The sequence below is a fragment of the Ancylobacter rudongensis genome (assembly GCF_900100155.1).
In the GTDB taxonomy this organism is placed as follows: domain Bacteria; phylum Pseudomonadota; class Alphaproteobacteria; order Rhizobiales; family Xanthobacteraceae; genus Ancylobacter; species Ancylobacter rudongensis.
The window spans coordinates 591,126-610,184 of sequence record NZ_FMTP01000001.1 but is presented as its reverse complement, the minus strand read 5'-3'; the positions used below and the strand labels follow the sequence as shown (position 1 = coordinate 610,184).

Genomic DNA, 19,059 nt, shown 5'->3' with positions numbered 1-19,059 from the left:
CCGCTAGCGCCCAAAGCCGAGAAGGGCGACGGCAAAGCCGATGCCGGCGGCGACGCAGACATAGACCGGCAGCCGGACCGGTAGCGCGTCGTCGATACCGGCGCGGACAAAGACCAGCCGGACCAGCACCGCGCCGAGGACGCCGATGACCGCGCAGAGCAGCCAGGACGGAAAATAGGCCCCGAACATGGGAATCGCCGGTGCGCCCGCCGGAATGCAGCCGGCAAGCGGCAGCGCGGCGAGGCCCACCGCCCCGGCGCGCAGCGAGACGGCGCTGCGGCAACGCCGCCACCGACCCGATCGAACTGAGACGGGACACCAATTGGTCAACGTCGCTCTCCGGCCGCGCCCCTGAGTCGGAGACGCTGGGTAAACGGGTAGCAAGGCCTTCCAGCGAGAGCAAATTCGCCCGAAGCCAGGGGCGCTCGCACCCGTCCGCCCCTTTGGGGGCTTCACCCCGGCAAAGCCGGCCGGCAAGAATCGGTGCGCCGCGCCGACGGCGCCCGGTCTTTCCCCTCCAGGTGAATCATGCCACCAAACACCGGCAACGAACCGCGCGCCGGCCGGCGGCGCGGCGCGACAGGAGAGGCGCGGTGGCGAGGCGCAGGCCCTCGCCCGAACCGGAAGGACGGACGGGATGTGCACATCGCTCGGCTATCGCGACGCAGGCGGCAAGGCCTATTTCGGCCGCACGCTCGAACTCACGATCGATTTGCCCTACCAGATGGCCTTCTTTCCCGTCGGCTTCCGCACCCGCTCGCAGGTCGAGGGGCACAAGGCGACGGAGTTTGCCGCCCGCCACGCGATGATTGCCGTCACCATGCCCTGCCGGTTGCCGACGCCGCAGGCCCCTGTCGGCCTCGACGACCTCAAGGTGCTGGAAGGGCTGAACGACCGGGGCTTGACCTTCAGTCTGCTCTCCTACCCCGCCGCCGGCGGCACGCAGCGCTCGGTCGCGATGACGCAGGCGGTGCTGTCGGCCTCCGATCTCGGCAGCTGGTGCCTTGGCCAGTTCGCCACGGTGGCTGAGGTGAAGGCGGCGCTCGACGCGCAGCCGGTCCTGCTGGTGCCGCTCGCCATATTGGGCGGGGTGGAATCGCCCTTCCACTATGTGGTGCACGATGCCACCGGGGCGGCGCTGGTGATCGAGTTCGATCGCGGCGCGATGAAGGTCTATGACAATCCGGTGGGGGTGATGACCAACGGCCCGGATTTCGGCTGGCACCTCACCAATCTCAACAACTACACCTTCCTCTCCAATGTCGATAAGTCATCGGCGCGCTTTGGCGACTATCGGGCGGTGCAGCCGGATTCCGGCATCGCCACCGCCGGCCTGCCGGCCTCGAACACCTCGGTCGGGCGGTTCGTTCGCGCCGCCTACTATGCCGAGTTCACCGAGAAGGCGGCGACGCCGGACCTCGCGGTGCGCACGCTGGCGCATGTCCTCAACAATTTCGACCGGCCGCGCGGGGCGAGCATCGATTATCCCGGCCAGGGCGGCGGCCATATGGAGGTGGCGGGGCTCGACCAGCCGCAGGGCCAAGCCTACGCCACCGAATATACCTGCTGGACCAGCCTCTCCGATCTCGACCGCACGCTGTTCTTCCTGCGCGACTATAAGAGCCTCAACTTCACCCGCTTCGACCTCGCCGCGCTGGCCGACCTCACCGAGCCGAAGGTGCTGCCGTTCGACCGGCTCCCCGCTGAGGCGGGCGACGCCACCGCGGCGCTGAAGGCGGCGAGCGCGGCGTGAGACCTTTCCCGCGCCGCGCAGGCCCCGGCGGAGAGGCCCGATGAAGGGGGTGCATCTCCACCCCTCCGGCCTGCGCATCCATGTCGCCGGGCCGTGGCCCTTCATCACGCGGCGCAGCTACCTGCTCGCCGGGCGACGCATCGTCTGGCAGGCGCGCCAGCACCGCAAGGGATTGGCCCGCACGGCGCGGGCGCTGGAAAACGCGCCGGTGCCGTTCTGGCAGACGCAGGGCTACAACTGGTGGACCGGCGCGCTGTTCGCGCTCGGCTCGCTGCTGTTCCTGGCGGGAAGCCTGCTCAGCCTGCTGCCGGCCGGCGCGGGGCTGGCGGCGACGCCGATCAACATCGTGTTCTTCTCAGGCTCGATCCCGTTCACCCTGGCGGGCTATCTCCAGCATTTCCAGGCCGCCAATCAGAGCGCCTTTACCGTCGACCCGAAGGATGCCGCCGCGCCGCGCCATATCTCGCTGATCGGCTGGCACCCGCACAGCGCGGGATGGCTGAGCACCTTCTGCCAGTTCGTCGGCACGGTGGCGTTCAACTTCAACACGTTCGACCCGCTGGTGGTCGGCGCCGGCTGGGTGACGCAGGACCTCGCGGTCTGGCTGCCGGGGATGATCGGTTCGGTGCTGTTTCTCGTCTCGGGCTATCTCGCCTTTGTCGAAACCGCGCACCGCTACTGGAGCTGGCGGCCGAGGCAACTCGACTGGCAGATCGTGTTCATCAACCTGCTCGGCTGCGTCGCCTTCATGGCGGCCTCGACGCTGGCCTATGTGCCGAGCGGGGGCGAGGCGTGGTGGATTACGGAGGTCGCCACAATCCTGCTCGGCCTCGGCGCGCTCGGCTTCTTTCTCGGCGCCGCGCTGATGATGCGCGAGAGCGCGGCGGCGGCGAAGGGCTGAGGCGTCACGGCTTGCGCTGCATGATCGCGACGAAATGGGCGAACAGGCCGGCCTGCGAATTGATGTTCAGCTTGCGGTAGATGTTGCGGCGGTGAACCTTCGCCGTGCCGGCGGAGATCGACAGCAGGCGGGCGATGGAATCGGCCGAATGGCCCTGCAGGATCAGGTCGACCACCTCGCCCTCGCGGGAGGTCAGCGCCAGGTCCCGCCAGATCTTGCCGCGATCCACCCCGCGCCCGGCCCTGCCCTCGCCCTCGCGCCCCGGGCGGCCGCGCGTGTCCTCGCCGATCACCTCGCCGCCCCAGCGCAGCCGGCACAAGGCGAGGACGATCGGCGCCAGCTCGCGCAAGGCGCGCACCTGCGCCGCGCCGAACGCGCCGGAGGCCGCCTTGCGCATCAGCGACACCACCACCCCGGCGCCATTGGCCAGCGGCACGAAGAAGCCGACCTCCTCGGCCAGCACGGTCTGGCTGTAATAGGAGCGGTAATATTCACTGGCATAGAAGCGGTCCGGCGCCAGCTCGCGCATGCGGCGGAAGCCCTCAATGCGCTCGATGGCGGCGTGGTAGAACGGGTCGAGCAGATAGGGCCCGACCTGATAGAGCGTCACATAGACGTGGCTTTCCGCGCGGTTGAAGGTCTCGAACAGCAGCGGCGGGCGGGCCGTGCCGCGATAGCCGAAGGCGACGCAATGGTCGAACGGCACATGGACGCGCAGCCAGGCGATGAGGGCGTGGCCGAACGGATCGTCGCCCGGCCCGGTGCGCACGTCCGCGCTGCGCTCATGCGCCGCCGCGATCGCCTGCGCCAGAAGCCGCGCCGCCAGCGCGCGCTCGCTCTCTCCCTGCCCGCCGGTGGCGTCGCTGCCCGTGCCCAGCATCTATACCCCTCGTGACGAATATATAGGCTCTTTCTACCACTGCGAAGGTATATACCCTCAAACGCGCTGGCGTTAGCTTTTTGCGTAACGACGATCGACCGCCCGCCGGATGGCGGCCGGAAAGCTGCGGAGAGCGCCCGGTGGCAGGCCAGCAGACCCTCGACATCGAGTTTCGCGGCGTCAGCAAGCGCTATGGCGACGTCACCGCCGTCCATCCCACCGATTTCGCCGTGCCGAAGGGCGCCTTCATCGCCCTGCTCGGCCCCTCGGGCTGCGGCAAGACCACCTGTCTGCGGATGATCGGCGGCTTCGAGCAGCCGAGCACCGGCCAGGTGCTGATCGGCGGCACCGACATGGCGGATGTGCCGCCCTATCGCCGGCCGGTGAACATGGTGTTCCAGCACTATGCGCTGTTCCCGCATTTCGATGTCAGCGCCAATGTCGCCTATGGCCTGCGCCAGATTCGCCCGCGCCTGACCTCCTCGGAAATCGCCCGGCGCACCGCCGATGCGCTGGCGATGGTGCAGCTCGGCGGCTTCGGCGCCCGCAAGGTGCACGAGCTCTCCGGCGGCCAGCAGCAGCGGGTGGCCCTCGCCCGGGCGCTGGTCAACCGCCCCTCGGTGCTGCTGCTCGACGAGCCGCTGGCGGCGCTCGACAAGAAGCTGCGCACCGACATGCAGATCGAGCTGCAGAATCTGCAGCGCGAGCTCGGCATCACCTTCGTCCTCGTCACCCACGACCAGGAAGAGGCGCTCTCGATGAGCGACGTGGTGTGCGTGATGAATGGCGGGCGCATCGTCCAGCTCGGCGCGCCTGACGAGATCTATGACCGCCCGGCCGACCGCTTCGTCGCCGCCTTTGTCGGCAAGACCAATTTCCTCGACGGCACCGTGCTGGAGAACGCCACCGGCGGCGCCCGCATCCGCCTCGCCAACGGCATGGACGTCACCGCCCGGCTGGGCGGCGCGGCGGCCACCGGCGCCAGGGTGTCGGTGAGCCTGCGCCCCGAGGCGCTTCGCCTCGGCACGCCCGCCGGCGAGGCCGGCCTGTCCGGCGTCATCCGCAACCGCATCTTTCTCGGCTCCACCGCCGAATACGCCATCGAGGTGCCGCTGCTCGGCACCCTGCTCGCCACCGCCGATCACAGCGCGGCGCAGAGCGACCTCCTGAAACCGGGCGACCCCGTCGCCATCAGCTTCAACCCCGGCGCGCCGCTGGCGTTTCCGGCGTCGGACAACAAGACCACACAGAGGGAATCCAGCCATGTCGAAATCGTATCGTGACGGCCTGCCCCTTTCGGCGCGGGAATTCATCGACCAGCTGCTGCGCTTTCGCCGCGGCTCGATCAGCCGCCGGCACTTTCTCGGCGTGACCGGCCTCGGCGCCGCCACGGCGGTGCTGGCGAGCGAGCTTGGCCTGCGGCCGATGCCGGCCTATGCGGCGGGCGAGCTCGGCGACCGCATGTCGATCGCCACCTGGCCGAACTACCACGACCCGGAAACCTTCGTGGAGTTCCAGACCAAGACCGGCGTCGCGGTCGAGGTGAACGTGTTCGGCTCCAACGAGGAAATGCTGGCCAAGCTACAGGCCGGCGCCTCCGGCTGGTCGCTGTTCGTGCCGACCAACTACACCATCTCGACCTATCGCCAGCTCGACCTGATCGACCCGCTCGACGTGTCGAAGCTGCCCAATTACGACGCCGCCGCCCAGAACAAGCGCTTCACCGCCGAAGGCGAGGTGAACGGCGTGCTGTGCGCGGTGCCGAAGAACTGGGGCACCACCGGCTTCGCGGTCAACACCGAGAAGCTGACCAAGCCGATGACCAGCTGGAAGGATTTCTTCGACACCGCCATGACCACCGGCAGCGGCCGCGCCATGGTGCATGACTATCAGCTGACCACCATCGGCAACGCGCTGAAATATTACGGCTATTCCTTCAATTCGCTGAAGCCGGACGAACTGGCCAAGGCCGAGGAGCTGCTGCTCAAGGTCAAGCCGCATCTGTTCGCCATCTCCAGCGACTACCAGCCCGCCATGCGCAGCGGCGATGCCTGGCTGACCATGTGCTGGACCAATGACGGCGCCCAGCTGCACCGCGACATTCCCGCGATCGATTATGTGCTCGGCAAGGAAGGCGGCGAGATCTGGACCGATTTCTACGCCATCCCGAAGGACGCGCCGAACAAGCCGGCCGCCTATGCCCTGCTGAACTACCTGATGGACCCCAAGGTGGCGGTGCAGGAGCATATCGCCAATGGCGCGCCGTCCACCGATGCGCGCGTCAACGCCCTGCTGCCGAAGGATCTGCTCGACAACCCGATCCTCTACCCCGCCGCCGATCTGCTCGCCCCGCTGGAATTCGGCGCGGCGGCGACGCTGACCGACCCGGCCCGCGCCGAGCTGATGGCCCGCTTCAAGTCGGCCTGATCCACCAGCGTCCCCGGGAGCGCGCCTGCGCGCTCCCGTTGCCTTCTTGAGGGAGCGCGCCTGCGCGCTCCCTTGGCCCCCGTGTGAACAGGACCCCGAATGTCGAGCGCCGCCCGCAAGCGACTGGTCACGGCCCTGCTGCTCGCCCCGGCGGCGGTGTGGCTGTTGCTGTTCCTGGTGCTGCCCTTCGTCGCCATCGTGGTGTTCAGCCTGGGCGAGCGGGCACCGGCGGGGGGCTACCAGCCGGCGCTGACGCTGGCCCAATACGCCAATCTGCCGGCACGGGCCGCGGCGTTCTGGAACACGCTGGTGCTGGCCCCGGCCGGGGCACTGGCCTGCCTGCTGATCGCCTATCCCGTCGCCTATTATCTGGCGATCAAGGTGCTGCCGCAGCGCCGGCTGCTGCTGGTGGCGCTGATCGTCATCCCGTTCTGGACCAGCCTGCTGATCCGCACCTATGCCTGGATGTATATTCTCGGCGGGCGCGGCATTCCCGCCTTTCTGGAGCTGGTGGGCCTGCCGGATGTGCGCCTGATCAACACGCCCGGCGCGGTGCTGCTCGGCATCGTCTATGGCTATCTGCCGCTGATGATCCTGCCGATCTATATCAGCCTGGAGCGGCTGGACCGCCGGCTGTTGGAGGCCTCGGCCGATCTCGGCGCGACGCCGTTCTCCACCTTTTTCAGCGTCACCCTGCGGCTTTCCCTGCCGGGCATGATGACCGGCTTCTCGCTGGTGCTGATCCTGCTGCTGGGCGAATATTTGATCCCGACCCTGCTGGGCGGCGGCAAGGTGTTCTTCATCGGCAATGCGCTGGTCGACCTGTTCCTGCAATCGCGCAACTGGCCGTTCGGCTCGGCCATCGCGGTGGCGCTGGTGGGTATCGCCGTCGTGCTGCTGCTCGCCGCCAACCGCATCACCGCCCGGCTCTCCGGCGCCCGACAGGTCGATCTCCTATGATGCGCGCCTTCGTCATCGCCGTTTACGGCTTCCTCTATCTGCCGATCGCGCTGGTGGTGCTGTTCTCGTTCAATGCCGGGCGGCATGCGAGCGACTTCACCGGCTTTTCCGTGCAGTGGTATGGGCGGGCGCTCTCCAACACCTTCCTCATGGAAGCGCTGACCAACAGCCTGATCGTGGCGACGACCAGCGCCGCGCTGGCCTCGCTCTGCGGCACCGCCGCCGCCATCGGGCTCGGCCGCGCCGGCCCGCGCACCCGCGCCGTGTTCGACGCGCTGTTCGGCGCCGCCATCGTGGTGCCGGGGGTGGTGATCGGCATCGCCACGCTGGTGGCGCTGGTGCAGCTGTTCGGCATCGTCAATCCGGCGATCGCGGCGCTGTGGCCGGGGGACGCGCCGCCGCGCCTGTCGCTCGGCTATGGCTCGATCATCGCCGCGCACGGGCTGTTTTCCACCGCGCTCGTCACCATGATCGTGCGCGCCCGGCTTGGGGCGCTGGGGCGCGACATGGTGGAAGCCTCCAGCGACCTCTATGCCAGCCCCTTCACCACTTTCCGCTCTATCGTGCTGCCGCAGATCCTGCCGGCCATCCTCGCCGGCTTCCTGCTCGCCTTCACCTTTTCCTTCGACGATTTCATCGTCGCCTTCTTCGTCGCGGGGTCGCAGACCACGCTGCCCATGTATGTCTTCGCCTCGATACGGCGCGGCGTCACGCCGGAGATCAACGCCATCGGCGCGCTGGTGCTGGTCGCGTCGATCCTCCTCGTCATCGCGGCGCAGCTGCTGCTGCGCCGGCGCCGCCCGGCCTCCGCATAGGTGCATCATGATTCTCAAGGACAAGATCGCCATCGTCACCGGTGCCGGCTCGGGGATCGGCCGGGCGGGGGCGCTGGCCATGGCGCGCGAGGGGGCGCATGTCATCGTCGCCGACCGCGACGGGCCGGCGGGCGAGGCGACGGTGGCGGCGATCCTGGCCGCCGGCGGCCGGGGCGAGGCGGTGACGACCGATGTCGATGTCGACGCGCAGGTCGAGGCGCTGGTCGGCGGCACGCTCGCCCGCCATGGCCGGCTCGACATTTTGCACAGCCATGCCGGCGTGCAGGTCGGCGGGCCGCTGACCGAGGTGGCGCCGGATGGCATGGACCGCTCCTGGCGGATCAATGTGCGGGCGTCCTATCTCGCTGCGCGCCTCGCCATGCCGGCGATGATGGCGCAGGGCGGCGGGGTGATCCTGATCACCGCCTCCAACTCCGGCGTGTTCTACGACCGCGAGATGATCGCCTACACCACCTCCAAGCACGCGGTCATCGCCATGGCGCGGCAGATGGCGATCGACTATGCCCGCCACAATGTGCGGGTGAACGCGCTGTGCCCGGGCTGGGTCGACACCCCGTTCAACGAGCCCTTCATCACCCAGATGGGCGGGCGGCACGCGATCGAGGCCTATGTGCGCGAGAAGATCCCCATGGGGCGCTGGGCGAGCGCGGAGGAGATCGCGGAAGCGATCCTGTTCCTCGTCTCCGATCGTTCTTCCTTCATGACCGGCCAGGCGCTGGTGGTGGATGGCGGCGAGAGCATCGCCTGAGCCTCAGTCGCCGCCGAGAACCACCGCACCGGCACTCGGAACCTTCGCCTCACTGAGCGGCGTGGCGGCCAGCGTCTTCGCCCCCTCCCCCGCCCGCTCCATCGCGAAGCGCCGCACGCTCGCCCCGCCCCCGGCGGGCGCGGTGGCGACCAGAAGATCGGCGCCCGAGGTGGTGCTCGATGTGGCGACGCTCACCCCGCGCGCGTCGGCCCCGAAGGGTGTGAAGCGCGCCATCTCGGTGAACTCGGCCTTCTGGTGGGCGCTCGCGCTGTGCAGATACATCGCCGGTCCGCCATCGAGCGCCGAGCCGGCGGAGAACACCGCCACCTCCGCCCCGTCCTGCTGGCCGATGACGATGCGCTCGGCGCCGCCGAGCACCCCGGCCAGCCAGCCGGTGGCGAGCGAGACGCCGCCGCGATAGTCCCGCGCGAACGGCGTGAAGGAGGCGGACAGCACCGGGCGCGGCATGCCCTTGGTGCGGTGGGCGTGGCTGCCGATCTCGCCCTCCATCGCCTTCAGCCCTGGGAAGACGAACACCTTCACCGTTGCCGGCGAGCCGGGACCGGGAGCGGCGATGAGGCTCTGCCGGCCGGTGGTGAAATCGACGAAGCCGGTGGCGAGGGTGACGCCGTTGCGCTCGCCATAGAACGGGTTGAAGGTCGAGAACAGCTCCGGCGCCGTGCCCACCGCCGGCAGCTTCGAGCCGAACACCCGGATCTCGCTGGAGACGCCGGGGCCGGAGCCGACGATGATGTTGTCGCCGGTGGTCAGGCCGTCGATCTGCGCCGCCGCGACGCTCACCCCGCCGGTGGCGGCGGCGTCGAAGGCGGCAAAGCGCGCCAGCTCGGTGGCGAAGGGCGCGCTTTTCTTCCCCGAGCCGGAGAACACCGCCACGTCAGGCGCATGGCCCGGGCCGGCGCCGACGATGAGATCATAGATGCCGTCATCGTCGACATCGCCGATGGCGACGCTGGGCGTGCCCTCATAGCCGGGGAACGGCGTCACTGTGGCCAGCAGCGTGTCGCCGTCCATCACCCGCACGGTGGCAGCACGGCCCGGCGCGCTGGGCACCGCCACGGCATAGGACGAGATGGCCGGGATGACATTGACCAGCGCCATCAGCCCGTTGTCCTCATGGTTCAGCCGGTGGCAGTGCATGACGAACAGGCCGGCATAATCCTCGAAGCGGGTGCGGATGGTGAGCGCGCCCGGCTCGATCACCGATTCCTCGGGGCCGAGATTGGGCGCCGGCACATTGGCGTTGTCGACGCCCTGCTGCACCGCCCCGACCTTCAGGCCGATGGTGGGATCGGAGACCGAGATGATCTGGAAGTCGTTGACGTGCACATGGATGGGGTGCTCGTCATTGTTCTCGTTGCGGAAAACCCATTCCTCCACCGAATCCAGCCGGGGCTGCATCAGCGGCACATTCGGGAAGGCGCCGCTGTCGAAGGCGTAGATGAAGGATTTCGGGTCTGCCTTGCTGGCGAGGTCGTTGAGGAAGCCGCCATTGATCAGGATGTTGCGGGTGACGTCGGGCGTCACTTTGGACAGGTCGTCGAAGGAGGTGAAGGCGCCGAGCGGCTGGCCCTCGACAAAGGGCGTGCTCTCGCCCGTCGCGCCATCCACCACCGCGCTCATCAGCTTCTGCGTCGGGAACAGGAAGAAGCCGTCATAATAGCTCACCGCCGACGGCACCACGCTGAGCGTGCCGAGCACGGCGGGCGGGTTTTCGGTGCCGTTGCTGGTGTAGAGGATGCCGGGGGCGTTCTCGGTGCGGGCGCCGCCGCCGCGCGCGGGCATGTCGAGCACCAGCTCGCCCTCCAGCGGCAGCGTCACCGCGATGGCGAAGCGCGAGGCCGGGGGAATGACGAGGCGGGTGCCGCCTTCCTCCACCGGATAACGAACGGACGGGCTCGGATTGCCGTCCTGGCCGACAATGGCGATCTTCGGGTGGCGCCCGGTCGCGGTCTCGGTCAGGCGCACGCTCATATAGGCCATGTCGCTGATATTCGCGAGAATCCAGATCTCGGTCTGGCCCGGCTTGCCGCGCAGCACCGGCTGGAACTGGCCGTTCACGGTGAACTGGATGTCGCGCAGATGGTCCGGCAGCGCCGGGTCGGCCGGCACGTTGCCTTCCGGTCCCGAAGCGGCGGTGAAGCTCTGCAGATTGTTCGGGATGAACTGGGTGCGCCCGCGCATATTGTGGATCGACAGCGGGCCGGAATACCACACGGTGGCGAAGCGCGAGCCCTTCGCCGAGCCGGCAAAGTTCACCGGCGCCAGGATGGGGCGGTAGGTGCCGGCCGCGAGTTCGCCCTCAAGAGGCGATGTCAGCGTGCTGATGAATTGCGGCCAGCTGGCATTGTTGAAGCTCGGCTCCGGCCCGGTACGGTCGAACACGAAATTATACTGCAGCGCCATGCTGCGCACCGGGATGGACTTCTGCGTCACCACAGGCAGGTTGCCGTCCGGCCGCCCGATCGCCAGCAGGCCGGCGAGGCCGAGATAGACATGGGCCGAGGTGAGCGTGTGCAGGTGCGGATGGTACCAGTACAGGCCGTGCGGCATGTTCTCCGGAACATCATAGACATAGGTGTTCACCGTGCCCGGCGGCATGTGCAGCAGCACATTGTCGGAATTCGACTTCGGGCTGACATGCAGGCCATGCGTGTGCAGGTTCAGCGGCGAGACAGTGAGCGCCGGGGGATAGACCGGCACCTGCCCGCCGACGGCGGTGTAGCGCGGATCGTAGAAGTCGCGGATGGCGAGGCCGGCCAGCCCGTTCTCATAATGGATGATGAGTGTCTCGCCGGGAAACACCTGCAGCGTCGGCGCGGGATAATTGTCCCGGTTGGCGTTGACGCCATTGGACGCTTTGCCGCGCACCAGCTGATAGCCATAAAGCAGCGTGTTCTTGACCGGCACGGGCGAGGTGTCGAGCGTCGCCTCACCCTGATGGGCGGTGAGCGTGACTTCCAGCACGCCATCGACGCTGGAGAGCACCACCGGCTCGCGGAATTCGGGCGGCTGGTGGGACTGGGAGAGGGCCGGACCGGCGCCAAGCGGCGGCACGAGCAGGACGACAAGGGCCGCAGACGCGACCCATCCAACGATACGCTTCACGTCACCACCCCACCCTCAACTTCCGCGACGACACCCTAGCACGCGGCCCTTCGGCGCCGGGGGGCGAGCGAGACTATTTTTCGTGCGTTTACATAGAGGTATGCGGATGGGGCGAGAGGCCGATGTGCGGCTGGCGCGCCCTTCTTCCGGTCATTTGCCGGCGACTTTTCTAGCTGTTCGTTCGGAAGTGTTCTAAGGTTTCCCGAGTGCACGCGGCGGGGGCCAACGGCAGAAAATGCAGCCGACACGTCGCGAGCTTTTCAGCTGGGTAGCCGCCAGCGGCATCACCCTCGGCCTCAGCCGGCTTTCGCCCGCCATCGCCCTGCCCTTCGAGGCGAGCCAGACCCTGCCGGGTCGCGCCGACGCGCCGCGGATCGGCCGCGCCCGCATCGACGGCATCGCCAAGGTGACGGGCGCCAAGCTCTACGCCTCGGATTTCCGCGCCGCCGACATGGAGGGCTGGCCGACTGCCACAGCCCATGCCCTGCTGGTGCGGGCGCGCGATGCCAGCCATGTCTTTGCGGGACTGAACCTCGACGCTCTGCCGGCGACGGCGCAGCCGACCAAGGTGGTGGGCGCCGCCGATGTCGCGGCGAGCGCCCTGCGCGCCCCGCCCTTTTATGCCGGCGACCTGTTCTGCCCCATTGGCCAGACGCCGCTTTATCTCGGCCAGCCGGTGGCGCTGCTGCTGTTTACCGATTTCGACGCCTATGACCGGGCGCGGATCGCCTTTCGCGAGGACAGCGCGCTGGTGCGCTTCGGCGCCGAGACCGGCCCGCGCACCGGCCCGAATTATGCCGCGCTGCGCTTCACCCGCATCGCCGGCCCGACGCCGGAGGCGCCCGACATCTATTCGCCACTGCAGGAAGGCTGGATCAGCCCCGGCTTTACCGAGGGCGGCGGCCGGCCGATCTGGAAGCCGCTGCCCACCGCACAGGGCGGCGACTATGCCAGGGGCGCGACCTATGGCGAGGAGATCCGCGCTTTGCTGGCGGCGGACACGCCCGACCTGCTGGTGCTCAAGCGCGACTTCCAGACCCAGTCGGTCGACCCGATGTTCCTGGAGCCGGAAGCCGGCCTTGGCTGGTACGAGGAGGGCGCCGGCGCGCTGCATCTCGTGCTCGGCGTGCAGTCGCCCTTCGAGGCGGCGGAGGCGCTCGACTATATGCTGGCGCAGGCGCCCGCCACGCTGCGGCCGAAACGTCTGGACCTCGACTTCGCCTCACTCGGCGGCGGCTTTGGCGGGCGCGACCACACGCCCTTCCCGCTCTATGTCGGGCTCGCCGCGCTGTTCCTGCCCGGCCGGCCGATCCGGCTGGCGCATGACCGCTTCCAACAGTTCCAGGGCGGGGTAAAGCGCCACGCCTTCGACATGCGCTCGCAGATCGGCGTCGACCGCGCCACCGGCCGCATCACCGCCTTTGCCGCCGACCATGTGCTCGATGGCGGCGGCCTCGCCAATTATTCCGCCAGCGTCGCCGTGGTCGGCGCCACCGCCGCCACCGGCATTTACGACATCCCCAAGGTCGACGTGACCACGGTGGCCGAGCACACGCGCGGCGTCACCGCCGGCTCGATGCGCGGCTATGGCACGCTGCAGACCATGACCGCGATCGAGACGCTGATCGACGAGGCGGCGACGACGCTGAAGATCGACCCGATCGACCTGCGCCGGCGCAACCTTCTCACCGCCGGCGGGCGCACCATGACCGGCAATCCGTGGACGGTGTCGGTGCGCACGCCGGAGATCCTCGACAAGCTGGAAGCCCACCCGATCTGGCGCGACCGCGCGGCGAAGAAGGCCGCCGCCGCCCCCGGCGTGCGGGTCGGCACCGGGGTCGCCTGCTGCACCAAGGATTACGGCACCGGCGCCGACTGCTCGCTCGGGCGTGTCGAGATCGGCCCGGATGGCCGCGTCACCTTGCAGGCCGATGCGGTGGAGATGGGCAACGGCATCGGCACCGCCATCGCGCGGCGGGTGGCGGCCATTCTCGGCCAGAGCGCCGACGCAGTGACGGTCGCCCGTATCGACATGTATGACGCCCTCGGCCTCGTCACCTCGGGCGATCCCTATGCGATGACGCAGGCCGAGCAGGACGCGGCGGCCAAGGACCCGCGCTGGGTGCCGGCGATCAGCTCGGCCACCAGCGCCTCGATCGGCGCCCATGTCAGCACCCAGGCGCCGGCGCAGGCGGCGCGGATCATCTTCCGCTTCGGCCTCTGGCCCGCCGCGCTCGACCTGTGGGGGATCAAGGCCGGCGATCCCCGCGAATTTCTGGCCGAGGAAGCGTTCTGGCAGGACGGGTTCCTCATCATGTCCGGCCTGCCGCCGCTGGCGCAGACCGCCATCGCCGCGCGGGCGCATGCGCTCAAGGGCATTACCGGGGCGATGGCGCACGCCTTCTCGCGCTGGGCGTGGGCGCAGGCGGCGTTTCCGCTGGGCGGGCTGGACTGGGCGGCCGATATCGACGCGCTGGCGGTGCGCTATGGCGATGAACCGTTCAAGGTGATCGACCGCAGCTTCGTGTTCTTCCCGCCCACCGCCTATAACCGCATCGGCACCGCTTTCACCTCCTCCTGCGGCACGGCGGTGCGGGTCGAGATCAGCGTGCCGGGCGGCGCGATCCGCATCGTGCAGGCCTATAGCGTGTTCGAGTGCGGCGAGGTGCTGGTGCCCGAACTTGTGGAGGGCCAGGCGCAGGGCGGCTTCGCCATGGGCGTCGGCTACGCGCTGCTGGAGAGCCTGCCGCCCTTCGAGGACGGCCCCGGCAACGGCCAGTGGAATCTCGGCGACTATGTGGTCGCCCGCGCCTCCGATGTGCCGCTGCACCATCTCCAGATCGAGGTGCTGCCGCCGGTGTCCCCGCGCGAGCCGCCCAAGGGCATGGCGGAGGTGGTGATGATCCCGGTCGTGCCGGCGCTGCTCAACGCCATTTATGACGCCACCGGCCACCGCTTCCAGTCGCTGCCGGTGACGCCCGCCATGCTGCGCAAGGTAATCGCATGACCGCGCTTTCGCTCACCATCAACGGCACGCCGTTTGGCCCGATCGAGGTTCGCGACGACCTGTCGATGAACGATTTCCTGCGCGAGGTGCTCGGCATGACCGGCACCAAGTTCGGCTGCGGTGCCGCCCAGTGCCTGAGCTGCGTGGTCATTGTCGACGACCCCGCCGGCAGCAGCGCCACCCGTCCCACCTGCGTCATGCCGGCGGTGAGCTTCAACGGCGCCCATATCCGCACGGTGGAAGGCCACGCAAGGGCGGGCCAGCTGACCGCGCTGCAAAAGGCGTTTGTCGCCCATTACGCCTTTCAGTGCGGCTATTGCACCGCCGGCTTCCTCAACGAGGCGCAGGTGCTGCTGGAGCGGCTGGAGGCGGCGCCGATCCCCCGCGCCGGGCTCGAACAGGCCATTCTCGACGCGCTGGACGGGCATCTGTGCCGCTGCTCGGGCTATGTGCGCTATCATGAGGCGGTTCGCGACGTCGTGCTCGCCGAGCCTGCCCGCTACCTTCTGTAACGGGGCGACCGGCGATGATGATCCTCTTGCGCCTGCCCAGCCTCATCGCCTCAACCGGCGCGGCCGCCCTTGCCGCCGGGCTGCTGATGGCACTGATGGCCCCCGCCCCGGTGTCCAACGCCGCCTCCGAGGGGCTGGCGCCGCCCGCCAGCTTCGACAGCATCAAGGACCCGGCCACGCGCTCGGCGGCGCTGTTCACCGAGCTTGGCCGGGTGCTGACCAGCCCGCGCTGCGTCAATTGCCACCCCGTCGGCGACCGGCCCTTGCAGGGCGACAGCCAGCGCCTGCACCAGCCGCCGGTCTATCGCGGCGCGGATGGCAAGGGGCTGGCGGCGCTGCGCTGTTCCGCCTGCCATCAGGCGGCCAATTACGACCCCGCCCGCATGCCGGGGCATGACCCGTGGTTCCTCGCCCCGCGCGAAATGGCGTTCGAGGGCCGGACGGTCGCCCAGCTCTGCGCCCAGATCAAGAACCCGGCGACCAATGGCGGCCGCTCGCTGGCCGATCTCGTGCACCATATCGGCGATGACAGCCTCGTCGGCTGGGGCTGGGCCCCGGGCCCCGGGCGCACCCCGGCACCGGGCACGCAGAAGGAGGCGAAGGCGCTGGCCCAGGCCTGGGTCGACACCGGCGCCGCCTGCCCGGTGGACTGACGCGCTTTCAGTCTGCCGCGCCGCGCCGCCGCTGCCAGAACGGCGCCTCACGCGGAAGCGCTGCGCCTGCGTCTTCAGCTTGTCGCGCCCGTCCTTGTAACGGCCATCGGCCAGGGCCGGCAGGCCGGGAACCTCCGGTGCGTAGGAGAATTCCGCGCTGCTGCCGACGCGGCGGATGCCAAGCGGGGGATAGATCGCCAGCCGCGCCACCTTCGGATCGGCCGGCACGGGGAAAGAAACCCCACGCCCGAACCAGGCGCCGATGCGGCCAAAAATCGCCTTTGCGGTCGCGCCGCAGGGTTGGTAGCGCCAGTGCGGAGCTATTGTGCTCCCGGACGGGCACCTGCGCCCAAAAGGACGCGCCGCATGAACATTCTCTCTCCCCTGGCGGGCCTTCTCTCCGCCCTGCTGCTCACCACCGCCGCCGCCCAGGCCGGCGAGACCTTCAGCGTCATCCAGGACAAGCCGGAACTGGTCCATATCGACCTCGGCAAGGAAGGCGCCTCGCATGGCGACATGCTGGCCTTCGAGGCCGGCTTCACCACCCCGGACGGCAAGAAGGGCGTGATGAGCGGCCTCATCACCACGGTGGATGTGCCCGATGGTGACAAGGACAAGTTCTTCGACCGCCTCGCCGACATCGTGCTGGATTTCGGCGGCACCGACACGCTTGTTATCGCCGGACGCTCGGTCTACGCGGTTGGCGCCGGCGAGATGGTGGTCGATGCCCCGCAGGTGCGCGCCATCGTCGGCGGCACCGGCCGGTTCATCGGCAAGCGCGGGCAGATGACCACCACACGCCGGGACGCCGGCCATTACGAACACAAGATCGAACTGGTCGACTGACCGCGCAGGCGACGGGCGGCCGTCCGGAAAAGGGGTGGCCGCCCTTGCCGCGCGCAGGGGAAGGGACTGGTGCGGGCGGCCGGGCTCGAACCGGCACTCTCAGAGAGAAACGGATTTTAAGTCCGTTGCGTCTACCAGTTTCGCCACGCCCGCGAGGCTTTCAGCGGTGGCGATCCGCCGCGTTCGGGGATGCGCTTAAAACACCCCACCGATGAAGCCGGTCTCGTCGACGAAGATGTCTTCCGCCGCCGGGCGCGAGGGCAGGCCCGGCATGGTCATCACGTCGCCGCACAGCGCCACGATGAAGCCGGCGCCGGCGGAGAGGCGCACATCGCGCACCGGCAGCACGAAGCCTTCCGGCGCGCCGCGCCGGGTCGGGTCGGCGGAGAAGCTGTACTGCGTCTTGGCCATGCAGATCGGCAGGTCGCCATAGCCCTGAGCCTCGAATTCGGCGAGCTTGCGCAGCGCGGCGGGCTCGATCGCCACCGAACCGGCGCGGTAGATGCGGGTGGCGATGGCCTCGATCTTCTGCACCAGCGGCAGGGCGCTGTCATAGAGCGGGCGGAAGTGGGAGGGGCCGGCGGCCAGCGTCACCACTTCCTCGGCGAGGCCCATCGCCCCGGCCGAGCCCTCGGCCCAGTGGGAGCACAGATGCACGCTCGCGCCCACCGCCGCGCAGGCGGCCTTGATCGCCTCGATCTCGGCCGGCGTGTCGCTGGTGAAGCGGTTGATCGCCACCACGGCGGGCAGGCCGAACGCCTTCATGTTCTCGATGTGGCGCACGAGGTTGGAGGTGCCGGCGGAAACGGCGGCGACATTTTCCGGCCCGAGGTCCTTCTGCGCCACGCCGCCATGCATCTTCAGCGCCCGCACCGTGGCGACGATGACGACGACGGAGGGCGTGAGCCCGGCCTGCCGGCACTTGATGTCCAGGAACTTCTCCGCCCCGAGATCGGCGCCGAAGCCGGCTTCGGTGACGACATAATCGGCGAGGCCGAGCGCGGTGCGGGTGGCCATCACCGAATTGCAGCCATGGGCGATGTTGGCGAAGGGGCCGCCGTGAACGACGGCCGGCGTTGCTTCCAATGTCTGCACCAGATTGGGCTGGAAGGCGTCGCGCAGCAGCGCGGTCATCGCCCCCGTCACTTTCAGCTGGCCGGCGGTGATCGGCTGGCGGGCGCGGTTCTGCGCCACCACCATGCGGCCGAGCCGCTCCTCCAGATCCTCCAGCGAGCGGGCGAGGCAGAAGATCGCCATCACCTCGCTGGCGACGGTGATGTCGAAGCCGTCCTCGCGGGAAAACCCGTTGGCCGGCCCACCCAGGCCGACCACGACGCTGCGCAGCGCGCGGTCGTTGAGGTCGACCACGCGCCGCCAGTTGATGCGGCGGGTGTCGATGTCGAGGGCGTTGCCCCAGTAGATGTGGTTGTCGATGGCGGCGGCGAGCAGGTTGTGCGCGGCGCTGATGGCGTGGAAATCGCCGGTGAAATGCAGGTTGATGTCCTGCATCGGCACGATCTGCGCATGGCCGCCGCCGGTCGCTCCGCCCTTGGAGCCGAACACCGGGCCGAGGCTCGGCTCGCGCAGGGCGATGGCGACGCGCTTGCCGGCGCGGGCCAGCGCATCGCCGAGGCCGATGGTGGTGGTGGTCTTGCCCTCGCCCGCCGGGGTCGGGTTGATGGCGGTGACGAGGATGAGCTTGCCATCCGCCTTCGCCTCGGCGGCGCGGGCGACGTCGAGCGCGATCTTCGCCTTGTCCGGGCCGTAGCGGTAGAGCGCGGCGGGCGGCACGCCGAGCCGCTCGCCGATCTCTTCGATGGGGCGCGGCGTCACGGAAGCGGCGATCGCCGCATCGCTGGTAGGGTCGATCGTGCGCAGCGCGGTCGTCATAGGAGCTCCCGTTACACTTTTCACCGTTAGGCCGCGCATGCGCCCGGCCCGTGCCGCTGTCAGGCCGCGCGCGTGCGCTCGGCCAGTATGGCGACCAGCAGCATGCCGCCGAGCACCGCGAGATGCTCGACCGCGAAATAGAATTCGATCTGCGCCATCGGCCCTTCCATGCTCCAGAAATGGTGCGCGATGGGGATGGTCAGCAGGGTGAAGACGCCCAGTGCCCCGGCGCCCAGCCAGGTGGCCCGGTTCAGCAGGATCAGCAGCCCGCCGGCAAGTTGGGTGAGGATGGTCGCCGCCGCGAAAAGCCACGGCGGGCTGAGGCCGAAATGGGCCATCTCGGCCTCAGCGCCGGCGAAGTCGGTGATCTTGGCTATGGCGCTGCCGAGGAACATGAACACAAGCAGGAGACGCGCGACGAAGGCCGTGATCGGCGAGAGAAGAATGCCGGAAATGATCGCGGGGGTCATCGGTAAGGTTCCCTAAGCGGCGCGATTTGCCGCACCTCCGGCATAGCGCA

The 19,059-nt window shown here is 69.0% G+C and carries 16 protein-coding genes, 1 tRNA gene and 1 pseudogene; 11 read left to right on the top strand and 7 right to left on the bottom strand.

Annotated elements, in window-relative coordinates:
- Positions 1-3: 3 nt before the first annotated feature.
- Positions 4-330, bottom strand: a complete 327-nt coding sequence (locus BLO63_RS21255) for a YtcA family lipoprotein (RefSeq protein ID WP_244517563.1) — start codon at positions 328-330, stop codon at positions 4-6.
- A 307-nt stretch (positions 331-637) separates the two neighbouring features.
- Between BLO63_RS21255 and BLO63_RS02760 the strand changes: the two genes are divergently transcribed.
- Both BLO63_RS02760 and BLO63_RS02755 read left to right on the top strand, forming a co-directional pair.
- Positions 638-1,753, top strand: a complete 1,116-nt coding sequence (locus BLO63_RS02760) for a linear amide C-N hydrolase (protein ID WP_091436535.1) — start codon at positions 638-640, stop codon at positions 1,751-1,753.
- A gap of 40 nt (positions 1,754-1,793) precedes the next feature.
- The gene (locus BLO63_RS02755) at positions 1,794-2,654 is read left to right on the top strand and encodes a hypothetical protein (protein ID WP_091436533.1); all 861 of its coding nucleotides are present in this window, start codon (positions 1,794-1,796) and stop codon (positions 2,652-2,654) included.
- 4 nt (positions 2,655-2,658) lie between these two features.
- Here the strand turns inward: BLO63_RS02755 and BLO63_RS02750 are convergent, their stop codons facing one another.
- Positions 2,659-3,534 carry a helix-turn-helix transcriptional regulator gene (locus tag BLO63_RS02750; protein ID WP_091436531.1) on the bottom strand — a complete coding sequence of 292 codons (876 nt, stop codon included), beginning with the start codon at positions 3,532-3,534 and terminating at the stop codon, positions 2,659-2,661.
- A 140-nt stretch (positions 3,535-3,674) separates the two neighbouring features.
- Between BLO63_RS02750 and BLO63_RS02745 the strand changes: the two genes are divergently transcribed.
- The 5 genes from BLO63_RS02745 (at position 3,675) to BLO63_RS02725 (ending at position 8,505) form a co-directional block, all read left to right on the top strand.
- Positions 3,675-4,817, top strand: a complete 1,143-nt coding sequence (locus tag BLO63_RS02745; RefSeq protein ID WP_091436529.1) for an ABC transporter ATP-binding protein — start codon at positions 3,675-3,677, stop codon at positions 4,815-4,817.
- Complete coding sequence (locus tag BLO63_RS02740) at positions 4,798-5,961, top strand: ABC transporter substrate-binding protein (protein WP_091436527.1); 1,164 nt, start codon at positions 4,798-4,800, stop codon at positions 5,959-5,961. Before BLO63_RS02745 ends, BLO63_RS02740 begins: the two co-directional genes overlap by 20 nt.
- Before the next feature lie 99 nt (positions 5,962-6,060).
- Positions 6,061-6,921: an ABC transporter permease gene (locus BLO63_RS02735; protein WP_091436525.1), complete on the top strand. Its 861-nt coding sequence runs from the start codon at positions 6,061-6,063 to the stop codon at positions 6,919-6,921.
- Positions 6,921-7,736 carry an ABC transporter permease gene (locus BLO63_RS02730; protein WP_091437246.1) on the top strand — a complete coding sequence of 272 codons (816 nt, stop codon included), beginning with the start codon at positions 6,921-6,923 and terminating at the stop codon, positions 7,734-7,736. Before BLO63_RS02735 ends, BLO63_RS02730 begins: the two co-directional genes overlap by 1 nt.
- 7 nt (positions 7,737-7,743) lie before the next feature.
- Positions 7,744-8,505, top strand: a complete 762-nt coding sequence (locus BLO63_RS02725) for an SDR family NAD(P)-dependent oxidoreductase (protein ID WP_091436524.1) — start codon at positions 7,744-7,746, stop codon at positions 8,503-8,505.
- 3 nt (positions 8,506-8,508) lie between these two features.
- Here BLO63_RS02725 and BLO63_RS02720 read toward each other — a convergent pair whose 3' ends face one another.
- Positions 8,509-11,631, bottom strand: coding sequence for a multicopper oxidase family protein (locus BLO63_RS02720; protein WP_091436521.1), 3,123 nt, complete (start codon positions 11,629-11,631; stop codon positions 8,509-8,511).
- Positions 11,632-11,866: 235 nt separating this feature from the next.
- On the opposite strand from BLO63_RS02720, the gene BLO63_RS02715 reads away from it, so the two are divergent.
- The 3 genes from BLO63_RS02715 to BLO63_RS02705 are packed head-to-tail and all read left to right on the top strand — an operon-like array spanning position 11,867 to position 15,803.
- Entirely contained in the window at positions 11,867-14,638 is a 2,772-nt protein-coding gene (locus BLO63_RS02715) for a xanthine dehydrogenase family protein molybdopterin-binding subunit (RefSeq protein ID WP_091436519.1), read from the top strand.
- Positions 14,635-15,150 carry a (2Fe-2S)-binding protein gene (locus tag BLO63_RS02710; protein ID WP_091436518.1) on the top strand — a complete coding sequence of 172 codons (516 nt, stop codon included), beginning with the start codon at positions 14,635-14,637 and terminating at the stop codon, positions 15,148-15,150. The genes BLO63_RS02715 and BLO63_RS02710 overlap by 4 nt, the downstream gene beginning before the upstream one ends.
- A gap of 14 nt (positions 15,151-15,164) precedes the next feature.
- Positions 15,165-15,803, top strand: coding sequence for an Isoquinoline 1-oxidoreductase subunit (locus tag BLO63_RS02705; RefSeq protein ID WP_091436515.1), 639 nt, complete (start codon positions 15,165-15,167; stop codon positions 15,801-15,803).
- 24 nt (positions 15,804-15,827) lie between these two features.
- Here the strand turns inward: BLO63_RS02705 and BLO63_RS21250 are convergent.
- Positions 15,828-16,283: pseudogene (locus BLO63_RS21250) on the bottom strand (LodA/GoxA family CTQ-dependent oxidase); the annotation flags it as partial.
- Here BLO63_RS21250 and BLO63_RS02700 point away from each other — a divergent pair.
- Positions 16,170-16,649, top strand: a complete 480-nt coding sequence (locus BLO63_RS02700) for a hypothetical protein (protein ID WP_091436514.1) — start codon at positions 16,170-16,172, stop codon at positions 16,647-16,649. The pseudogene BLO63_RS21250 and the gene BLO63_RS02700 sit on opposite strands and share 114 nt — an antisense overlap.
- Before the next feature lie 67 nt (positions 16,650-16,716).
- Here the strand turns inward: BLO63_RS02700 and BLO63_RS02695 are convergent.
- The 3 genes from BLO63_RS02695 to BLO63_RS02685 all read right to left on the bottom strand — a co-directional run bounded on the left by BLO63_RS02695 (position 16,717) and on the right by BLO63_RS02685 (position 19,009).
- A tRNA-Leu gene (locus BLO63_RS02695) sits at positions 16,717-16,802 on the bottom strand.
- A gap of 42 nt (positions 16,803-16,844) precedes the next feature.
- Complete coding sequence (locus BLO63_RS02690; protein WP_091436512.1) at positions 16,845-18,539, bottom strand: formate--tetrahydrofolate ligase; 1,695 nt, start codon at positions 18,537-18,539, stop codon at positions 16,845-16,847.
- Positions 18,540-18,598: 59 nt separating this feature from the next.
- Positions 18,599-19,009 (bottom strand): DoxX family protein, encoded by a 411-nt coding sequence (locus tag BLO63_RS02685; RefSeq protein ID WP_091436511.1) that lies wholly within the window; start codon positions 19,007-19,009, stop codon positions 18,599-18,601.
- Between the last annotated feature and the right edge of the window lie 50 nt (positions 19,010-19,059).

Excerpts from the sequence above, each read along its gene's own strand:
- BLO63_RS02700 (WP_091436514.1), top strand. The coding sequence starts at position 16,170 with ATGAACATTCTCTCTCCCCTGGCGGGCCTTCTCTCCGCCCTGCTGCTC.
- BLO63_RS02710 (WP_091436518.1), top strand. The coding sequence starts at position 14,635 with ATGACCGCGCTTTCGCTCACCATCAACGGCACGCCGTTTGGCCCGATC.
- BLO63_RS02725 (WP_091436524.1), top strand. The coding sequence starts at position 7,744 with ATGATTCTCAAGGACAAGATCGCCATCGTCACCGGTGCCGGCTCGGGG.
- BLO63_RS02715 (WP_091436519.1), top strand. The coding sequence starts at position 11,867 with ATGCAGCCGACACGTCGCGAGCTTTTCAGCTGGGTAGCCGCCAGCGGC.
- BLO63_RS02685 (WP_091436511.1), bottom strand. The coding sequence starts at position 19,009 with ATGACCCCCGCGATCATTTCCGGCATTCTTCTCTCGCCGATCACGGCC.
- BLO63_RS02705 (WP_091436515.1), top strand. The coding sequence starts at position 15,165 with ATGATGATCCTCTTGCGCCTGCCCAGCCTCATCGCCTCAACCGGCGCG.
- BLO63_RS02735 (WP_091436525.1), top strand. The coding sequence starts at position 6,061 with ATGTCGAGCGCCGCCCGCAAGCGACTGGTCACGGCCCTGCTGCTCGCC.
- BLO63_RS02740 (WP_091436527.1), top strand. The coding sequence starts at position 4,798 with ATGTCGAAATCGTATCGTGACGGCCTGCCCCTTTCGGCGCGGGAATTC.
- BLO63_RS02760 (WP_091436535.1), top strand. The coding sequence starts at position 638 with ATGTGCACATCGCTCGGCTATCGCGACGCAGGCGGCAAGGCCTATTTC.
- BLO63_RS02755 (WP_091436533.1), top strand. The coding sequence starts at position 1,794 with ATGAAGGGGGTGCATCTCCACCCCTCCGGCCTGCGCATCCATGTCGCC.
- BLO63_RS02750 (WP_091436531.1), bottom strand. The coding sequence starts at position 3,534 with ATGCTGGGCACGGGCAGCGACGCCACCGGCGGGCAGGGAGAGAGCGAG.
- BLO63_RS02730 (WP_091437246.1), top strand. The coding sequence starts at position 6,921 with ATGCGCGCCTTCGTCATCGCCGTTTACGGCTTCCTCTATCTGCCGATC.
- BLO63_RS02690 (WP_091436512.1), bottom strand. The coding sequence starts at position 18,539 with ATGACGACCGCGCTGCGCACGATCGACCCTACCAGCGATGCGGCGATC.